11 protein-coding genes and 1 pseudogene are annotated in these 12,557 nt (G+C 71.5%); 4 read left to right on the top strand and 8 right to left on the bottom strand.

What is annotated here, in order from left to right:
• Positions 1–91: 91 nt before the first annotated feature.
• From smc to ACVDFE_RS13190, 4 genes and pseudogenes are all read right to left on the bottom strand, one after another.
• Positions 92–3,686, bottom strand: a pseudogene (smc, locus tag ACVDFE_RS13205) (chromosome segregation protein SMC).
• A 60-nt stretch (positions 3,687–3,746) separates the two neighbouring features.
• Entirely contained in the window at positions 3,747–4,349 is a 603-nt protein-coding gene (locus tag ACVDFE_RS13200) for an anti-sigma factor family protein (RefSeq protein WP_458430595.1), read from the bottom strand.
• Entirely contained in the window at positions 4,346–4,852 is a 507-nt protein-coding gene (locus tag ACVDFE_RS13195; protein WP_360391082.1) for a sigma-70 family RNA polymerase sigma factor, read from the bottom strand. The genes ACVDFE_RS13200 and ACVDFE_RS13195 overlap by 4 nt, the downstream gene beginning before the upstream one ends.
• 32 nt (positions 4,853–4,884) lie before the next feature.
• Positions 4,885–5,175 carry an acylphosphatase gene (locus tag ACVDFE_RS13190; protein ID WP_458434323.1) on the bottom strand — a complete coding sequence of 97 codons (291 nt, stop codon included), beginning with the start codon at positions 5,173–5,175 and terminating at the stop codon, positions 4,885–4,887.
• 63 nt (positions 5,176–5,238) lie between these two features.
• Here ACVDFE_RS13190 and ACVDFE_RS13185 point away from each other — a divergent pair, with 63 nt between their 5' ends.
• The 3 genes from ACVDFE_RS13185 (at position 5,239) to ACVDFE_RS13175 (ending at position 7,114) form a co-directional block, all read left to right on the top strand.
• A complete protein-coding gene (locus ACVDFE_RS13185; protein ID WP_360391085.1) occupies positions 5,239–5,964 on the top strand; it encodes a CAP domain-containing protein in 726 nt (241 codons plus the stop codon).
• 44 nt (positions 5,965–6,008) lie between these two features.
• The gene (locus ACVDFE_RS13180; RefSeq protein WP_360391088.1) at positions 6,009–6,476 is read left to right on the top strand and encodes a hypothetical protein; all 468 of its coding nucleotides are present in this window, start codon (positions 6,009–6,011) and stop codon (positions 6,474–6,476) included.
• 128 nt (positions 6,477–6,604) lie between these two features.
• Positions 6,605–7,114 carry a hypothetical protein gene (locus ACVDFE_RS13175; protein WP_360391091.1) on the top strand — a complete coding sequence of 170 codons (510 nt, stop codon included), beginning with the start codon at positions 6,605–6,607 and terminating at the stop codon, positions 7,112–7,114.
• A gap of 6 nt (positions 7,115–7,120) precedes the next feature.
• On the opposite strand, the gene ACVDFE_RS13170 is transcribed toward ACVDFE_RS13175, so the two are convergent.
• Together ACVDFE_RS13170 and ACVDFE_RS13165 are read right to left on the bottom strand one after the other, a co-directional pair.
• Positions 7,121–7,801, bottom strand: a complete 681-nt coding sequence (locus tag ACVDFE_RS13170) for a response regulator (RefSeq protein WP_360391093.1) — start codon at positions 7,799–7,801, stop codon at positions 7,121–7,123.
• Complete coding sequence (locus ACVDFE_RS13165; RefSeq protein ID WP_458430594.1) at positions 7,798–10,308, bottom strand: DUF4118 domain-containing protein; 2,511 nt, start codon at positions 10,306–10,308, stop codon at positions 7,798–7,800. Before ACVDFE_RS13165 ends, ACVDFE_RS13170 begins: the two co-directional genes overlap by 4 nt.
• A gap of 309 nt (positions 10,309–10,617) precedes the next feature.
• On the opposite strand from ACVDFE_RS13165, the gene ACVDFE_RS13160 reads away from it, so the two are divergent.
• Positions 10,618–11,058, top strand: coding sequence for a MarR family winged helix-turn-helix transcriptional regulator (locus tag ACVDFE_RS13160; RefSeq protein WP_090095422.1), 441 nt, complete (start codon positions 10,618–10,620; stop codon positions 11,056–11,058).
• Between the two features lie 35 nt (positions 11,059–11,093).
• Here the strand turns inward: ACVDFE_RS13160 and ACVDFE_RS13155 are convergent, their stop codons facing one another.
• Together ACVDFE_RS13155 and ACVDFE_RS13150 are read right to left on the bottom strand one after the other, a co-directional pair.
• Entirely contained in the window at positions 11,094–12,206 is a 1,113-nt protein-coding gene (locus tag ACVDFE_RS13155) for a DUF1700 domain-containing protein (RefSeq protein WP_458430593.1), read from the bottom strand.
• Positions 12,203–12,526: a PadR family transcriptional regulator gene (locus ACVDFE_RS13150; protein ID WP_360391102.1), complete on the bottom strand. Its 324-nt coding sequence runs from the start codon at positions 12,524–12,526 to the stop codon at positions 12,203–12,205. The genes ACVDFE_RS13155 and ACVDFE_RS13150 overlap by 4 nt, the downstream gene beginning before the upstream one ends.
• Positions 12,527–12,557 lie beyond the last annotated feature (31 nt).

Below are 12,557 nucleotides of genomic sequence, written 5' to 3'. Positions count from 1 at the left end.
CGGAGGGGGAGGCCACCGCGCTGACGCAGCCGGAAGGCCGCGACCGGAGCCGGTTCACGCCCCCCAGGCGCCCGCTCCGGTCGCCCTCGTCCTAGGCCTCGTTCGCGGGCTCGGGTTCCTCGCCCTTCGTCCGCAGCCGCTGCGAGATCACCTGCGAGATGCCGTCACCGCGCATCGAGACGCCGTACAGGGCGTCCGCGATCTCCATGGTCGGCTTCTGGTGGGTGATGATCAGCAGCTGCGAGTGTTCCCGCAGCTGCTCGAACAGGCTGATCAGGCGGTGCAGGTTCGTGTCGTCCAGCGCCGCCTCGACCTCGTCCATCACGTAGAACGGTGAGGGGCGGGCGCGGAAGATCGCCACCAGCATCGCCACGGCGGCCAGCGACTTCTCGCCGCCGGAGAGCAGCGACAGGCGCTTGACCTTCTTGCCGGGCGGGCGGGCCTCCAGCTCGATGCCGGTGGTCAGCATGTCGCCGGGCTCGGTGAGCACCAGCCGGCCCTCACCGCCGGGGAACAGCACCTTGAACACGACCTCGAACTCGCGCGCCACGTCCTCGTAGGCCAGCGTGAAGACCTCCAGGATCTTGTCGTCGACCTCCTTCACGACGGTGAGCAGGTCGCGGCGGGTGTCCTTGATGTCCTCCAGCTGCGTGGAGAGGAACTTGTAGCGCTCCTCCAGCGCCGCGAACTCCTCCAGCGCCAGCGGGTTGACCTTGCCCAGCAACGACAGGTCGCGTTCGGCGCGCTTGGCGCGGCGGGCCTGGGTGTCGCGGTCGTAGGGCGAGGGCTGCGGCTCGGAGACCTGCTCGCCGCGTTCCTTCGCCGCCTGGTACTCGGCGAGCTCGGCGGCGGTGGCGGGCACCACCACGTCCGGGCCGTACTCGTTCACGAGGTCGTCGAGGCCGATGCCGAAGTCCTCGGCGATCTTCGTCTCCAGCTGCTCGATGCGCATGCGCTGCTCGGCGCGCAGCACCTCGTCGCGGTGCACGGCGTCGACGAGCTTCTCCAGCTCGCCGGACATCTCGCGCACGAGGTTGCGCACCTGGGTCAGCAGCAGCTCGTGCTGGGCGCGGCGTTCCTGGGCCTGGTCGCGTTCACGGGCGGCGCGGGCGAGGGAGACCTCGATGCGCTCCAGCGCCTGCTCACCGCCGCGCACCACGGCCTTCGCGACCACGGCGCCACGGGCGCGGTGGGCGGTGGCGCGGGCGTGGCGTTCACGGGCCTCGCGTTCGGCACGGGCGGCGCGGCGCAGGCTGTCGGCCTTGCCCTGCAACGCACGCGCGCGTTCCTCGGCGGTGCGCTGCACGAGCCGGGCGTCCATCTCGGCCTGGCGCGCGGAGGCGAGCTCGGCGGCCAGCTCGTCGCGCTGGTCGGTGTCCGGCTCGTCGTCCATGGTCTGCTCTTCTTCGGCCATCAGCAGCCGCTCTTCGAGCTCGCCCAGCTTCAGCAGGGCCTCCTCGCGCGACCGCTCGACCTTTGCGCGCTGCTCGGTGATGCGGCCGACCTCGGCCTGCGCCGAGCGCACCGCGGCGGCCATCCGGTTCAGCCGCTCGCCGGAGCGGGCCTGGCGGACCTTGGCCTCCTGCACGGCCTCCTTGACCGCGTCGAGCACCTTGCGGCGGGCCTGCTGCTCGGCACGGGCGCCCTCCAGCGCCGCGGAGGCGTGCTGCAGCGCGCGTTCCGCGGTGGCCAGCTGCTCCTGGGCCTCGTCGACCGCGGCCTGCACCTCGATCACGCTCTGGCCCTGGCCGCCGGAGCCGCCGACGGCCCAGTCCGTGCCGAAGAGGTCACCGTCACGGGTCACCGCGCGCACGTTCAAGCCGGCCGCGGTGTCCAGGTCGTCCACCACGGCGAGGCGGTCGAGCGCGCGGGCCAGTGCGGGACGCAACGCCTCGGGCGCGTGCACGACGTCGACCGCCCACCGCGCACCGTGCGGCAGCGGTCCCCACCGAGCGGTGTCCACAGTGGACCCATGACCGCCGATCAGCACCCCCGCGCGGCCGGCGTCCTTCTCCTTCAACAGCTTCAGCGCCGCGAGCGCGCCGTCACCGGAGGACACCGCCACGGCGTCGGCGATCGGGCCGAGCGCGGCGGCCAGCGCCACCTCGTAGCCGGGGTCGACGGTCAGCAGCGCGGCCACGGACCCCAGCAGGCCCGGCACGTCCGACGCGAGCAGCGCGCCGGCGCCGTCCTTGCGCGTCAGACCGAGCGACAGGGCGTCGACGCGGGCCCGCCACGACGCGATGTCGCGTTCGGCGGTGCGCTCGGCCTTGACCAGCTCCTCGACGCGCTGACGGCCCGCGTCGTTGGCCTGCACGGCCTGGCGGAGCCGTTCGTCGAGGTCGTTGTCGCCCTCGTCCTCGAAGCCGGTGACGGCCTGCGCCTCGGCCAGCTCGACGGACGCGAGCTCGACGCGTTCCGCGGCCTCGGAGAGCGTGCCGGAGAGGCGTTCGATCTCCTCGGCGGTCGCGTTCGTCTTGCTGCGCAACGCCTCCACCTGACCGGACAGGCGCGCGAGGCCCTCCCGGCGGTCGGCGATCGCCCGCACGGCGGCGATGTGCGCCTTCTCGGCCTGGGAGACCATGCGCTCCAGCTCGGCGCGCGTCTCCACGGCCTCCGCCAGCGCGATCCTGGCCTCGGTCACGCCCTCCTGGAAGCTCCAGCTCCATCTCGGCGGTCTCCTCGGCCTCGCGGTCGAGGTCGTCCGGGTCACGACCGCGCGACGGCGCGTCCACGTCCGCGGACAGGTGCCGGGCGCGTTCGGCGGCCAGGCGGACGGTGCCGCGCAGGCGTTCCTCCAGGGCGGACAGCCGGTACCAGGTGTCCTGGGCGGCCTGCAGCTTCGGGGTGTCGGCGGCGACCCGCTCCTCCAGCTCGTTCTGCTGGTACTGGGCGGCCTGCAACGACTTCTCGACCTCGGCGCGGCGTTCGCGGGCCCTCGCCTCGTCGTGCTCCTCCTGGGCGATGGCCGCGCGCTGCGTCACGAGGTCGTCGGCGAGCAGGCGGAGCTTCGAGTCCCGCAGCTCGGACTGCACGACCTGGGCGCGGCGGGCGATCTCGGCCTGCTTGCCCAGCGGCTTGAGCTGGCGGCGCAGCTCGGCGGTGAGGTCGGTGAGGCGGGTCAGGTTGGCCTGCATCGCCTCCAGCTTCCGCAGCGCCTTCTCCTTGCGCTTGCGGTGCTTGAGGACGCCGGCCGCCTCCTCGACGAACGCGCGCCGCTCCTCCGGCTTGGACTCCAGGATCGCGGCGAGCTGGCCCTGACCGACGATCACGTGCATCTCGCGGCCGATGCCGGAGTCCGACAGCAGCTCCTGGATGTCCATGAGGCGGCAGGAGCTGCCGTTGATCTCGTACTCGGTGGCGCCCTCGCGGAACATCCGGCGGGTGATCGACACCTCGGTGTACTCGATCGGCAGCACGCCGTCGGAGTTGTCGATCGTCAGCGTCACCTCGGCGCGGCCCAGCGGCGCGCGGCCGGAGGTGCCCGCGAAGATGACGTCCTCCATCTTGCCGCCGCGCAGGTCCTTGGCACCCTGCGTGCCCATCACCCAGCGCAGCGCGTCGAGCACGTTGGACTTGCCGGACCCGTTGGGGCCGACCACACAGGTGATGCCGGGCTCGAAGCGCAGCGTGGTAGCCGAGGCGAAGGACTTGAAGCCCTTCAGCGTCAGGCTCTTGAGGTGCACGCCGCGCAGAGTACCCAAGCGCTTGCGCCGGTTGCGGGAGGCGGGGGCCGACCTGTGCCCCTAAGGGCGGAGGGTGACCAGCAGGCCGCTCTCGTCCGACACCTCCAGCCGGTCGATCTGGTCCACCCGGAACGACGTCGAGCCGGGAATCCGCTCGTCAGCGGTGTGGTCGGACCCCCACCAGCCGCCGATCTCCCGCTGCCCGCGCCGGTCGAACACGATGACCTTGCACCGCGCGCCCGGTTTGACGTTGCCGAGCTTGAACCGCAGCTCGGTGCCCCAGGTCTTCTGGATCATCGCGACCTCGGCGTTCACGCCGGTGCCGGCGTCCATCGCCGCCCACGTCGGTGCGGGCGGTGGCCGCAGGAACAGGATGCCGCCGGCGAGCGCGAGTGCGACGAGCACGGCCGCGCACACCAGCAGCACACGGCGGCGGCGACGGTGGTCGCGGACCGGTTTCGGCGGCTCGGCGGGCAGCTCGTCGAGGTGCTCGACCTCCCGCAGGCTCAGCCGGCCGAGCAGGCCCGGCAGCGGGGCGAACCGCAGCACCTCGGCCCGGCACGCCGCGCAGCCGGGCAGGTGGCGTTCGAACGCGGAGCGCTCCCTCAGGTCGAGCGATCCGAAGAGGTAGGCGCCGACGTCGACGGTGTGCGCGCAGCTCATGCCTCGGTCACCCCTCTCTCCTCCAGGGCGTCGCGCAGCGCCCGCAACGCGTAGAAGCAGCGCGACTTGACCGTGCCCGGCGGGACGCCGAGCGTCTTGGCGGCCTCCGCGACCGTGCGGCGCCGGTAGTACAGCTCGATGACGACGGCGCGGTGCTCCGGTGTGAGGGCCCGCAGCGCCGAGGCGATCTGCCACGCCTGCAGCACGTGCTCGACCTGGTCGCTGACCGGTGGCAGGTCCACGGGTTCGAGCGGCACCTCGGTCGCGCGTGCGCCGCGGCGCCGGTAGCCGGAGATGACCAGGTTCTTCGCGACCGTGTAGAGCCACGGTGCCGCGTCGTCGGGTTCCAGCTCGTCGTGGTGGCGCCACGCCCTGAGCAACGTCTCCTGCACCACGTCCTCTGCCTGTTGGTAGTCGCCGTCGACCAGTCGCAGCACGTAGTGCAGCAACGGGCCTCGCCAGCGTTCGTACAGCTGGTTGAGGACGTCTTCGCCGGAGTCCACGGTCTCCTCTACGCCACCGGTCGCCGGAAGGTTCAGCGTTCGACGAAGCCGTTCAGGCCGCCGCGGGCGCCGGACCACTGCTCACCCACCGATTCGACCTGTCCGGGAGTTTCACCCGAACGGAGAGCCTTCAGGAGTTGTTCACACTTGTCCCGTGGTCCCTCCGCGACCACCTCGACCCGGCCGTCCTCCCGGTTCGAAGCACTCCCCACCAGGCCGAGCTCCAGTGCTCGGGCCCGCGTCCACCAGCGGAAACCCACGCCTTGCACTCGTCCGCGCACCCACGCGTTCAGTCGTACGTCCACCTCCGAATGGTCGCGCAGTGACCCGAGGTGACCGAAGACGCACCCTGGGCTTATCACCCATTAGTGGTACGGTCCCCAGCCGTGAGTGCCCGCAGCCTCTTACTCGGCCTGCTGATCGGTGCGACCGGCGTCGGCGGCCTCGCCGTCAGCGGCACCTCTCCCCTCGGCATCGGTGTCACCTCCGCCGCGCGGCAGGAGAGCACCGACGCGGCGAACCAGTTCGGATCGGGCAGCGCCGCCGCACCCGGCAGGCAGACCGCGGGCGGCACCCCCGTCCAGGGCACCGCCACCCCGTCGTCGTCCTCCTCCGCTCCCACCACGTCCACGACGACGGCGACGCCCTCCTCGACCTCCTCGTCGGCGGCTCCCACCACCACGACGACGACCCAGTCCGAGGCGCCCAAGCCGCCGGACCCGCCGAAGCCGCCCACCGGTGACAAGACGCCGGAGCAGGCCGTGCTCGCCCTCGTGAACGACGCCCGCGCCGCGAAGGGCTGCAAGGCGCTCGTGATCGACGACCGCGTCACCACCGCGGCCCAGGCGCACAGCACCGACATGGCGAGCCGCAAGTACTTCAGCCACGACACCCCCGAGGGCGTGGACTTCGCCGAGCGCATGAAGGCGGCCGGGTACCCGAAGCCCGGCGGCGAGAACATCGCGCAGGGCTACCGCACCGCCGAGCAGGTCATGCAGGGCTGGATGAACTCCTCCGGCCACAAGGCGAACATCGAGAACTGCAAGTTCACGACCATGGGCGTCGGCCTGGACACCCGCGGTTTCTACTGGACGCAGAACTTCGGCTTCTGACGGCTCCACAGACGGCTACTGACGGTTCGAGCAGGGGAAACTTCGTGTACGAGAGCCCGGAACCCGACGCGCGTTCACGCTTTCGCGGTGCGCCCCAGATCATCCTCGCCGCCTCCGGCGTGGTGCTGGCCACCGTCTTCGCCGCGGTCGCCTCGCTGGCCGCGGGCTCGGACTCGGCCGCGGAGGCGCCCGTCCAGCAGCCGCCGCGCAAGGAGGCCGTGCGCGACGCGCTGAGCACCACCTCCACCACGGTGCCCACCACCTCGTCGGTCGCGGAGGTGACCTCGACGACGGCGGAGACGACCACGTCGGCCACCACGACCACGACGAAGCGGCCCACGCGGGTCACCACGATCACCCGCCCGGACGGCACCACGACGACGGTGACGACCGAGGAACCGCCGCCGGTGACGACGAACCCGACGACCACCACGACTGTCGTGACGACGACCACCGCGATCACGACGACCACCACCACGACGGCGCCGGCCACAACGACCACGGCGCCGTAGGGTTACGCCCGTCCCCACGACGTGACACAGGGTTACACGAAGGTGTGGCCCTGCTGAGGTCTTGGTGCGTTTCCGCCGATAACTCGAACGCAAAGCCATCCAACCGGGTTTCCCACGAGGAGATGGGTGTGTTCGAGGTAGATCATCCGCAGTCACCCGGCTCGCCGGCCGCACCGCAGAAGAAGCGCGTCGGCACGGCCGTCGTGCTGGCCGCCGGTGGCGTCGTCGTGGCCACGCTGTTCGCCACCGTCGCGGCCATGCTCGCCGGCTCCGGCCAGGAGGCCGCCCCGGAACGCGCGACCGCGGACGTCGTGCAGACGCTCACCTCGGTGGCCCCGGACGGCAGCACCAGCACCGTCGTCGTCACCGTGTCGTCGTCGGTCAAGGGGGCGGGCAAGGCCGGCTCGGACCGCAGGCAGGCCGCGCGTCCCGACGAGCAGCCCCGGCCGCAGGAGCCGGCCGCGCAGCCGCAGGTGACGACGAACCCCGCGGTGCCGACCGAGACGCACAGCAACCCGCCGACGTCGTGGACCGAGCCGGCCACGTCCACCCCGTCCACCGGGTCGTCCACGTCGAGCACGGCGCCGACCACGCCGTCGTCGACCGTCGGCACCTCGCCGGTCCCGCCCCAGCCGTAGGCGCCCTCAGGGCTCGAACCGGTAGCCCATGCCCGGTTCGGTCAGCAGGTGCCGCGGCCGGGCCGGTTCGGGCTCCAGCTTCCGCCGCAGCTGCGCCAGGTACACCCGCAGGTAGTGCGTCTCCTTCTCGTACGCGGGGCCCCAGACGTCCCGCAGCAGCTGCTTCTGGGCGACCAGCTTGCCCGCGTTGCGCGCCAGCACCTCCAGCAGTCCCCACTCGGTAGGCGTGAGGTGCACCTCCGCGCCGTCCCTCAGCACCCGTTTGGCCGCGAGGTCGACGGTGAACGAGGCCGTGTGCACGACCGGCTCGTCCTCAGGGCCGGTCACGGCGGAGCGGCGGACGGCGGCGCGCAACCGGGCGAGCAGCTCGTCCATGCCGAACGGTTTCGTCACGTAGTCGTCGGCGCCGGCGTCCAGCGCGTCAACCTTGTCGTGCGAGTCCGTGCGCGCGGACAGCACGATGATCGGCAACGTCGTCCAGCCGCGCAGACCGGCGATGACGTCGGTGCCGTCCATGTCCGGCAGGCCCAGGTCCAGGACGACGACGTCGGGCCGGCCGTCGGCGGCGAGCCGCAGCGCCGTCGCGCCGTCGGGTGCGGTGAGCACCTCGTAGCCGCGGGCGGACAGGTTGATCCGCAACGCGCGCACGATCTGCGGCTCGTCGTCGACGACCAGCACCTTCGTCACGGGGTCCCCTCCTCGGCCGGCAGCGCGATCACCACGGTGAGGCCGCCGCCGGGCGTGTCCTCCACCGTGATCGTGCCCGCCATGGCCTCGGTGAAGCCCTTCGCCACGCTCAGACCGAGACCAACGCCACCCGGCGTGCGGTCGCCGAGGCGCTGGAACGGGGCGAAAACCGCCTCCGCCGTCCCGCTGGGCAGGCCGCGGCCGTGGTCGACGACCCGCAGCTCGACGTGGTCGCCGTGGGCGCTGGCCCGCACCGCCACGGCACCGGCGTAACGCAGCGCGTTGCCGACCACGTTCGCGATCACCCGTTCGAGCAGCCCGATGTCGGCGCGCACGAGCGGCAGCGTCTCGGGGACGTCGACCTCGACGTCGCCGTTCAGGCCGCGCAGCGCCAGCGCCACCGCCTCGTCGCAGCCGACCGCGCGCAGCTGCGGCTCGACCGCGCCGGTCGCGAGGCGGGAGGAGTCGAGCAGGTTGTCGACGAGGCCGGTGAGCCGGTCGGCCGACTCCTCGACGGTCTCCAGCAGCTCGGCCGTGTCCTGGTCCGACAGCGTCAGGTCCGGGTCGCGCAGCGCCGAGACGGAGGCCTTGATGGACGTCAGCGGCGTGCGCAGGTCGTGGCCGACGGCGGAGAGCAACGCGGTGCGCAGCTCGGTCCGCGACGCCTGCTGCTGAGCCTCCAGCGCCTGCTCGGCCATCCGCTGCTGGCGCAGCGCGAGCAGGGCCTGACCGGCCGCCGCCTCCAGCACCCGCCGGTCGGAGGCGGGCAGCGACCGGCCGCGGGCCGCCAGGTGCACGTCCGCGGTCACCGCGATGTCGATCTCGGCGTCGTCCGGCTCGTCCGGCGAATGCGCGCCCACGGCCGCCACGCGCCGCCACTCGCCGTCGGCCCGTTCCAGCAGCGCGACCGACGTCAGGCCGAAGTTCTCCCGCACCTTCTCCAGCAGTCGTGCGAGTGGATGGGGGTTCGTCAGCACGGTGCGCGCGTACGAGGCGAGGAGCGTGGCTTCGGTGCGAGCGCGTGCGGCCTGGGTGGCGCGTCGGGCGGCGTAGTCCACCACCAGCGCGGTCGACACGCCCACGATGATCATCGCGACGAACGTGAGCACGTTCTGCTGCGCGTCGATGGTGAACGTGTAGAGCGGCTCGGTGAAGAAGAAGTTCAGCAGCAGCGCGCTCAGCAGGGCCGTCGCGAGCGCCGGTCCGAGGCCGCCTGCGGTCGCGACCACCATCGTCACCAGCAGGTAGCCGATGACGGTCGTGGAGAAGTTCAGGCCCTCGCGCAGGGTCGCGCCCGCCGCCGTGACCGCAGCGGGTCCGGCGACGGCCAGGACCCAGCCCAGCGCGAGCCGTCCCGGCCGCAGCGGACTGGCGGCGAACCGGGCCCGCCAGCCGGAGCCGGTCGCCGCGTGCGTGACCATGTGGACGTCGATCGCACCGGACTCCTGCACGACCGTCGAACCGATGCCCGCGGAGAACACACGTGCGAGCCGCGACCGGCGCGAGGTGCCGATTACCAGCTGAGTGGCGTTCACCCCGCGCGAGAACTCCAGCAGCGCCGTGGGCACGTCATCGCCCACGACGGTGTGGAACGTGGCCCCGACGTCCTCCGTGAGCGTGCGGTACCTCTGCAACGAGTGCGGATCGGCACCCGCGAGACCGTCACCGCGCAGGACGTGCACGACGAGAAGGTCCGCTCCCGCGCGCGCTGCGATGCGGCGCGCGCGACGGATGAGCGTTTCGCTCTCCGTGCCGCCGGTGATGGCGACGACGACTCGTTCGCGCGTTTCCCATGTGTCCGTTATCTGCTGTTCGGTGCGATAACGCAGCAACGCGACATCGACCTGGTCCGCGACCCACAGCAGTGCGAGCTCCCGCAACGCCGTGAGGTTGCCGACGCGGAAGTAGTTGCCGAGCGCGGCGTCGATCTTCGTGGCCGCGTACACGTCGCCGTGGGCGAGCCGGCGCCGCAAGGCTTCCGGTGTGAGGTCGACCAGCTGGGTCTGCTCGGCTTTGCGCACGACCTCGTCCGGGACGGTTTCCTGTTGCGGCACGCCGGTTATGCGCTGGACGACGTCGTTCAGCGATTCCAGGTGCTGCACGTTGACGGTCGAGAGGACGTCAATGCCGGCGTCCAGCAGTTCTTCGACGTCTTGCCACCTTTTTGCATTACGCGAGCCGGGTGCGTTGGTGTGCGCGAGCTCGTCGACGACGGCGACCTCGGGCGCGCGGGCGAGCACCGCGTCCACGTCCATCTCGGTGAGTTCGACACCGCGGTGCGTGCTCCGCCGCCGCGGCACGATTTCCAGTCCGCTGAGAAGGTCCGCGGTCTTCGCGCGGCCGTGCGTCTCGACGAGGCCGACGACCACGTCCGTGCCGCGTTCCCGGCGGCGGTGCGCCTCGCCGAGCACCGCGAACGTCTTGCCGACGCCCGGAGCGGCACCGAGGTAGATGCGGAGCTCGCCACGCCTGGGTTTCGCACTCACCTCGTCAGTCTGCCCCCGCACCCCCACGGCCGTTCGGAGGCACGCGCTACGCCACCCGGGCACACCGGCGCTCCTTCGCGGATCTTTGTCACACGTTCTGACCGATCGGAACCACGGTGCCGCACGCCACCCGTTCGCGGGAACCGCAGTGCGCTTTTTACGCCGTTTACCAGCGCATTCAAGCGTGCTGGACGCGCGCTGTGACACCTCCGGTCACCACAACGGCCGAATGGGTTATCGGCAATTGGCGGATAGCGCGCGGAGCGTGAATGAGGGAAAGTGCCAGGGTTCGTGTCCGAATTCGGACAATCACATGCGCGCGGAGAAACGATGCCCACCACCGTCACCAACCACGAGGCACTTCAACTCGTGGTGGCCGTGCACCGGCTGGTGCGAAGTCTTCGACAGGCCGCTCCGGCCCGTCGTCTGCAACCCACCCAGTTGTTGGTGCTGTCAGAACTGAGCGCCCACGGCCCGATGCGGATCGGCGAGATCGCGGTGCGCGCGCTGTGTTCGCAGCCGACCGCGACAACGGTCGTGACCAGCCTGGAGTCCACCGGACTGGTCCGCAGGGAGCCCGACGCGGCCGACGGAAGGGCCACGATTGTGGTGCTCACCGAAGTCGGCCGCGAGACGATCCTGTCGCTCGCTCACGGCGAAGCAGAACTATTGAGTGAAAGAATGTCGGAACTTTCGCCGGAAGACCGCGAACACCTGCGGTCCGCCATGCCCGTATTGCGCCACCTGGCCGACCCGCAGGAAAACAAGTAGGAGCGGGACCCCCCCGACGGGTCCCGCTCCCGGCATTACTTGCTAGGTGGCACAGAAGTGGGTGTCACCGAGCTCGACGGTGCGCCACTGGAAGGCGGTGGCGCACTCGAACTCACCGAACTCGGCGCCGATGACGGAGTGTCCGCACTCGGTGTCACGGTGTAACAGACACCGTTTTCGTAGTCGATCTTCGGCCGCGGGTACTGGTTCGCCGGAATCATCGGTTCCTCACCGCGGTTCTGGCAGCCGTAGTACCGGTCGGACGCGTTGATCGGCTGCCCGTCCTGGTCGTACAGCAGCACGTTGGTGAGCAGCTTGCCGTTCTCGTCGCGGACGTAGATGTTCTCGTACTCGCGCACGACCGGGGCCGAGTACGACTGCCGCGCCGGGCCGCCGAACCGCAGCTGGTCGGCCGCCACGTCGATCACCGAGAACAGCACGCCCACCGCCAGCGCGCTGACCGGCAGGGTGAACCACAGCCACCGGCGGTCGGTCTTGGCCCGCGGCGCCGCGAACACCGACACGACGGCGATCGCGGCCAGAGCGAGGAACCCGAGCAGGTCACGACCGGCGAGCAGCACGGCACCGAGCCCGAGCAGCCCGGCCCGCACCAGCCACCACGCGGGCTGCAACGACCGCAGGTAGGTCAGCGCGCGTTCGGCCGGCGTGCCCTCCTGCGGCGTCAGCCACTCCTTGAGCTTGACCGTCTCGCGCAGGTTCATCACCTCGGCCTGCTGCGGACCGCGGTCCTGCACCAGCGCGAGGCTGAGCACCAGGATCACCGCCGGCAGCAGCAGGATCGCCGGCTCCCGCAACGCCGCGGCCCCCGCGAGCAGCGTGATCCCGGTGGCCGCCGCCAACCCCCACGCCGCCGCACGCGGCCGCGTCAGCAGCGCCTGCTTGACCGTGACCGGCACCCGCTCGGTCCGCGGCGGGTACCCGGCGGCCTGCCGCAGCTCCCGCGCGTACTGCTCGGGCGGCCCGAGCCGCCGCTCGATCGTCTCGTCCTCGCCCAGCTCGGTCGACAGCTCCGCGAGGTGCGCCTCGACGTCCTCCATGATCTCGGCGACCTCGTGCGGCGGCAGGTCGTCGAGCGCGGCCCGCATCCCGGCCACGTAGTGCTCGACACCCAGTGCCTGCGTGTTCATGCGACCTCCCCGAGCAGGCCGTCCAGCGTGCTGGCGAACGACCGCCACGTGTCCCTCGACTCGGCCAGGCGCACCCGGCCGGGCTCGTTGATGCTGTAGTACTTGCGGTGCGGGCCCTCTTCGCTGGGCACCACGTACGACGTCAGCATCCCGGCGTTGTAGAGCCGCCGCAGCGTCCCGTACACCGACGCGTCCCCCACGTCGTTCAACCCCCCGGCGCGCAGTCTGCGCACCACGTCGTAGCCGTACCCGTCGTCCTTGCGCAGAACCGCAAGCACGGCCAGGTCCAGCACCCCCTTGAGCAGCTGACTGGTGTCCATGGCCCCTCCGACGCACTGTTGCGTGGTGAAC

It is taken from the genome of Lentzea chajnantorensis, assembly GCF_054300775.1.
This window is presented reverse-complemented; position numbering and strand designations above follow the sequence as displayed.

Excerpts from the sequence above, each read along its gene's own strand:
- ACVDFE_RS13200 (WP_458430595.1), bottom strand. The coding sequence starts at position 4,349 with ATGAGCTGCGCGCACACCGTCGACGTCGGCGCCTACCTCTTCGGATCG.
- ACVDFE_RS13160 (WP_090095422.1), top strand. The coding sequence starts at position 10,618 with ATGCCCACCACCGTCACCAACCACGAGGCACTTCAACTCGTGGTGGCC.
- ACVDFE_RS13155 (WP_458430593.1), bottom strand. The coding sequence starts at position 12,206 with ATGAACACGCAGGCACTGGGTGTCGAGCACTACGTGGCCGGGATGCGG.
- ACVDFE_RS13150 (WP_360391102.1), bottom strand. The coding sequence starts at position 12,526 with ATGGACACCAGTCAGCTGCTCAAGGGGGTGCTGGACCTGGCCGTGCTT.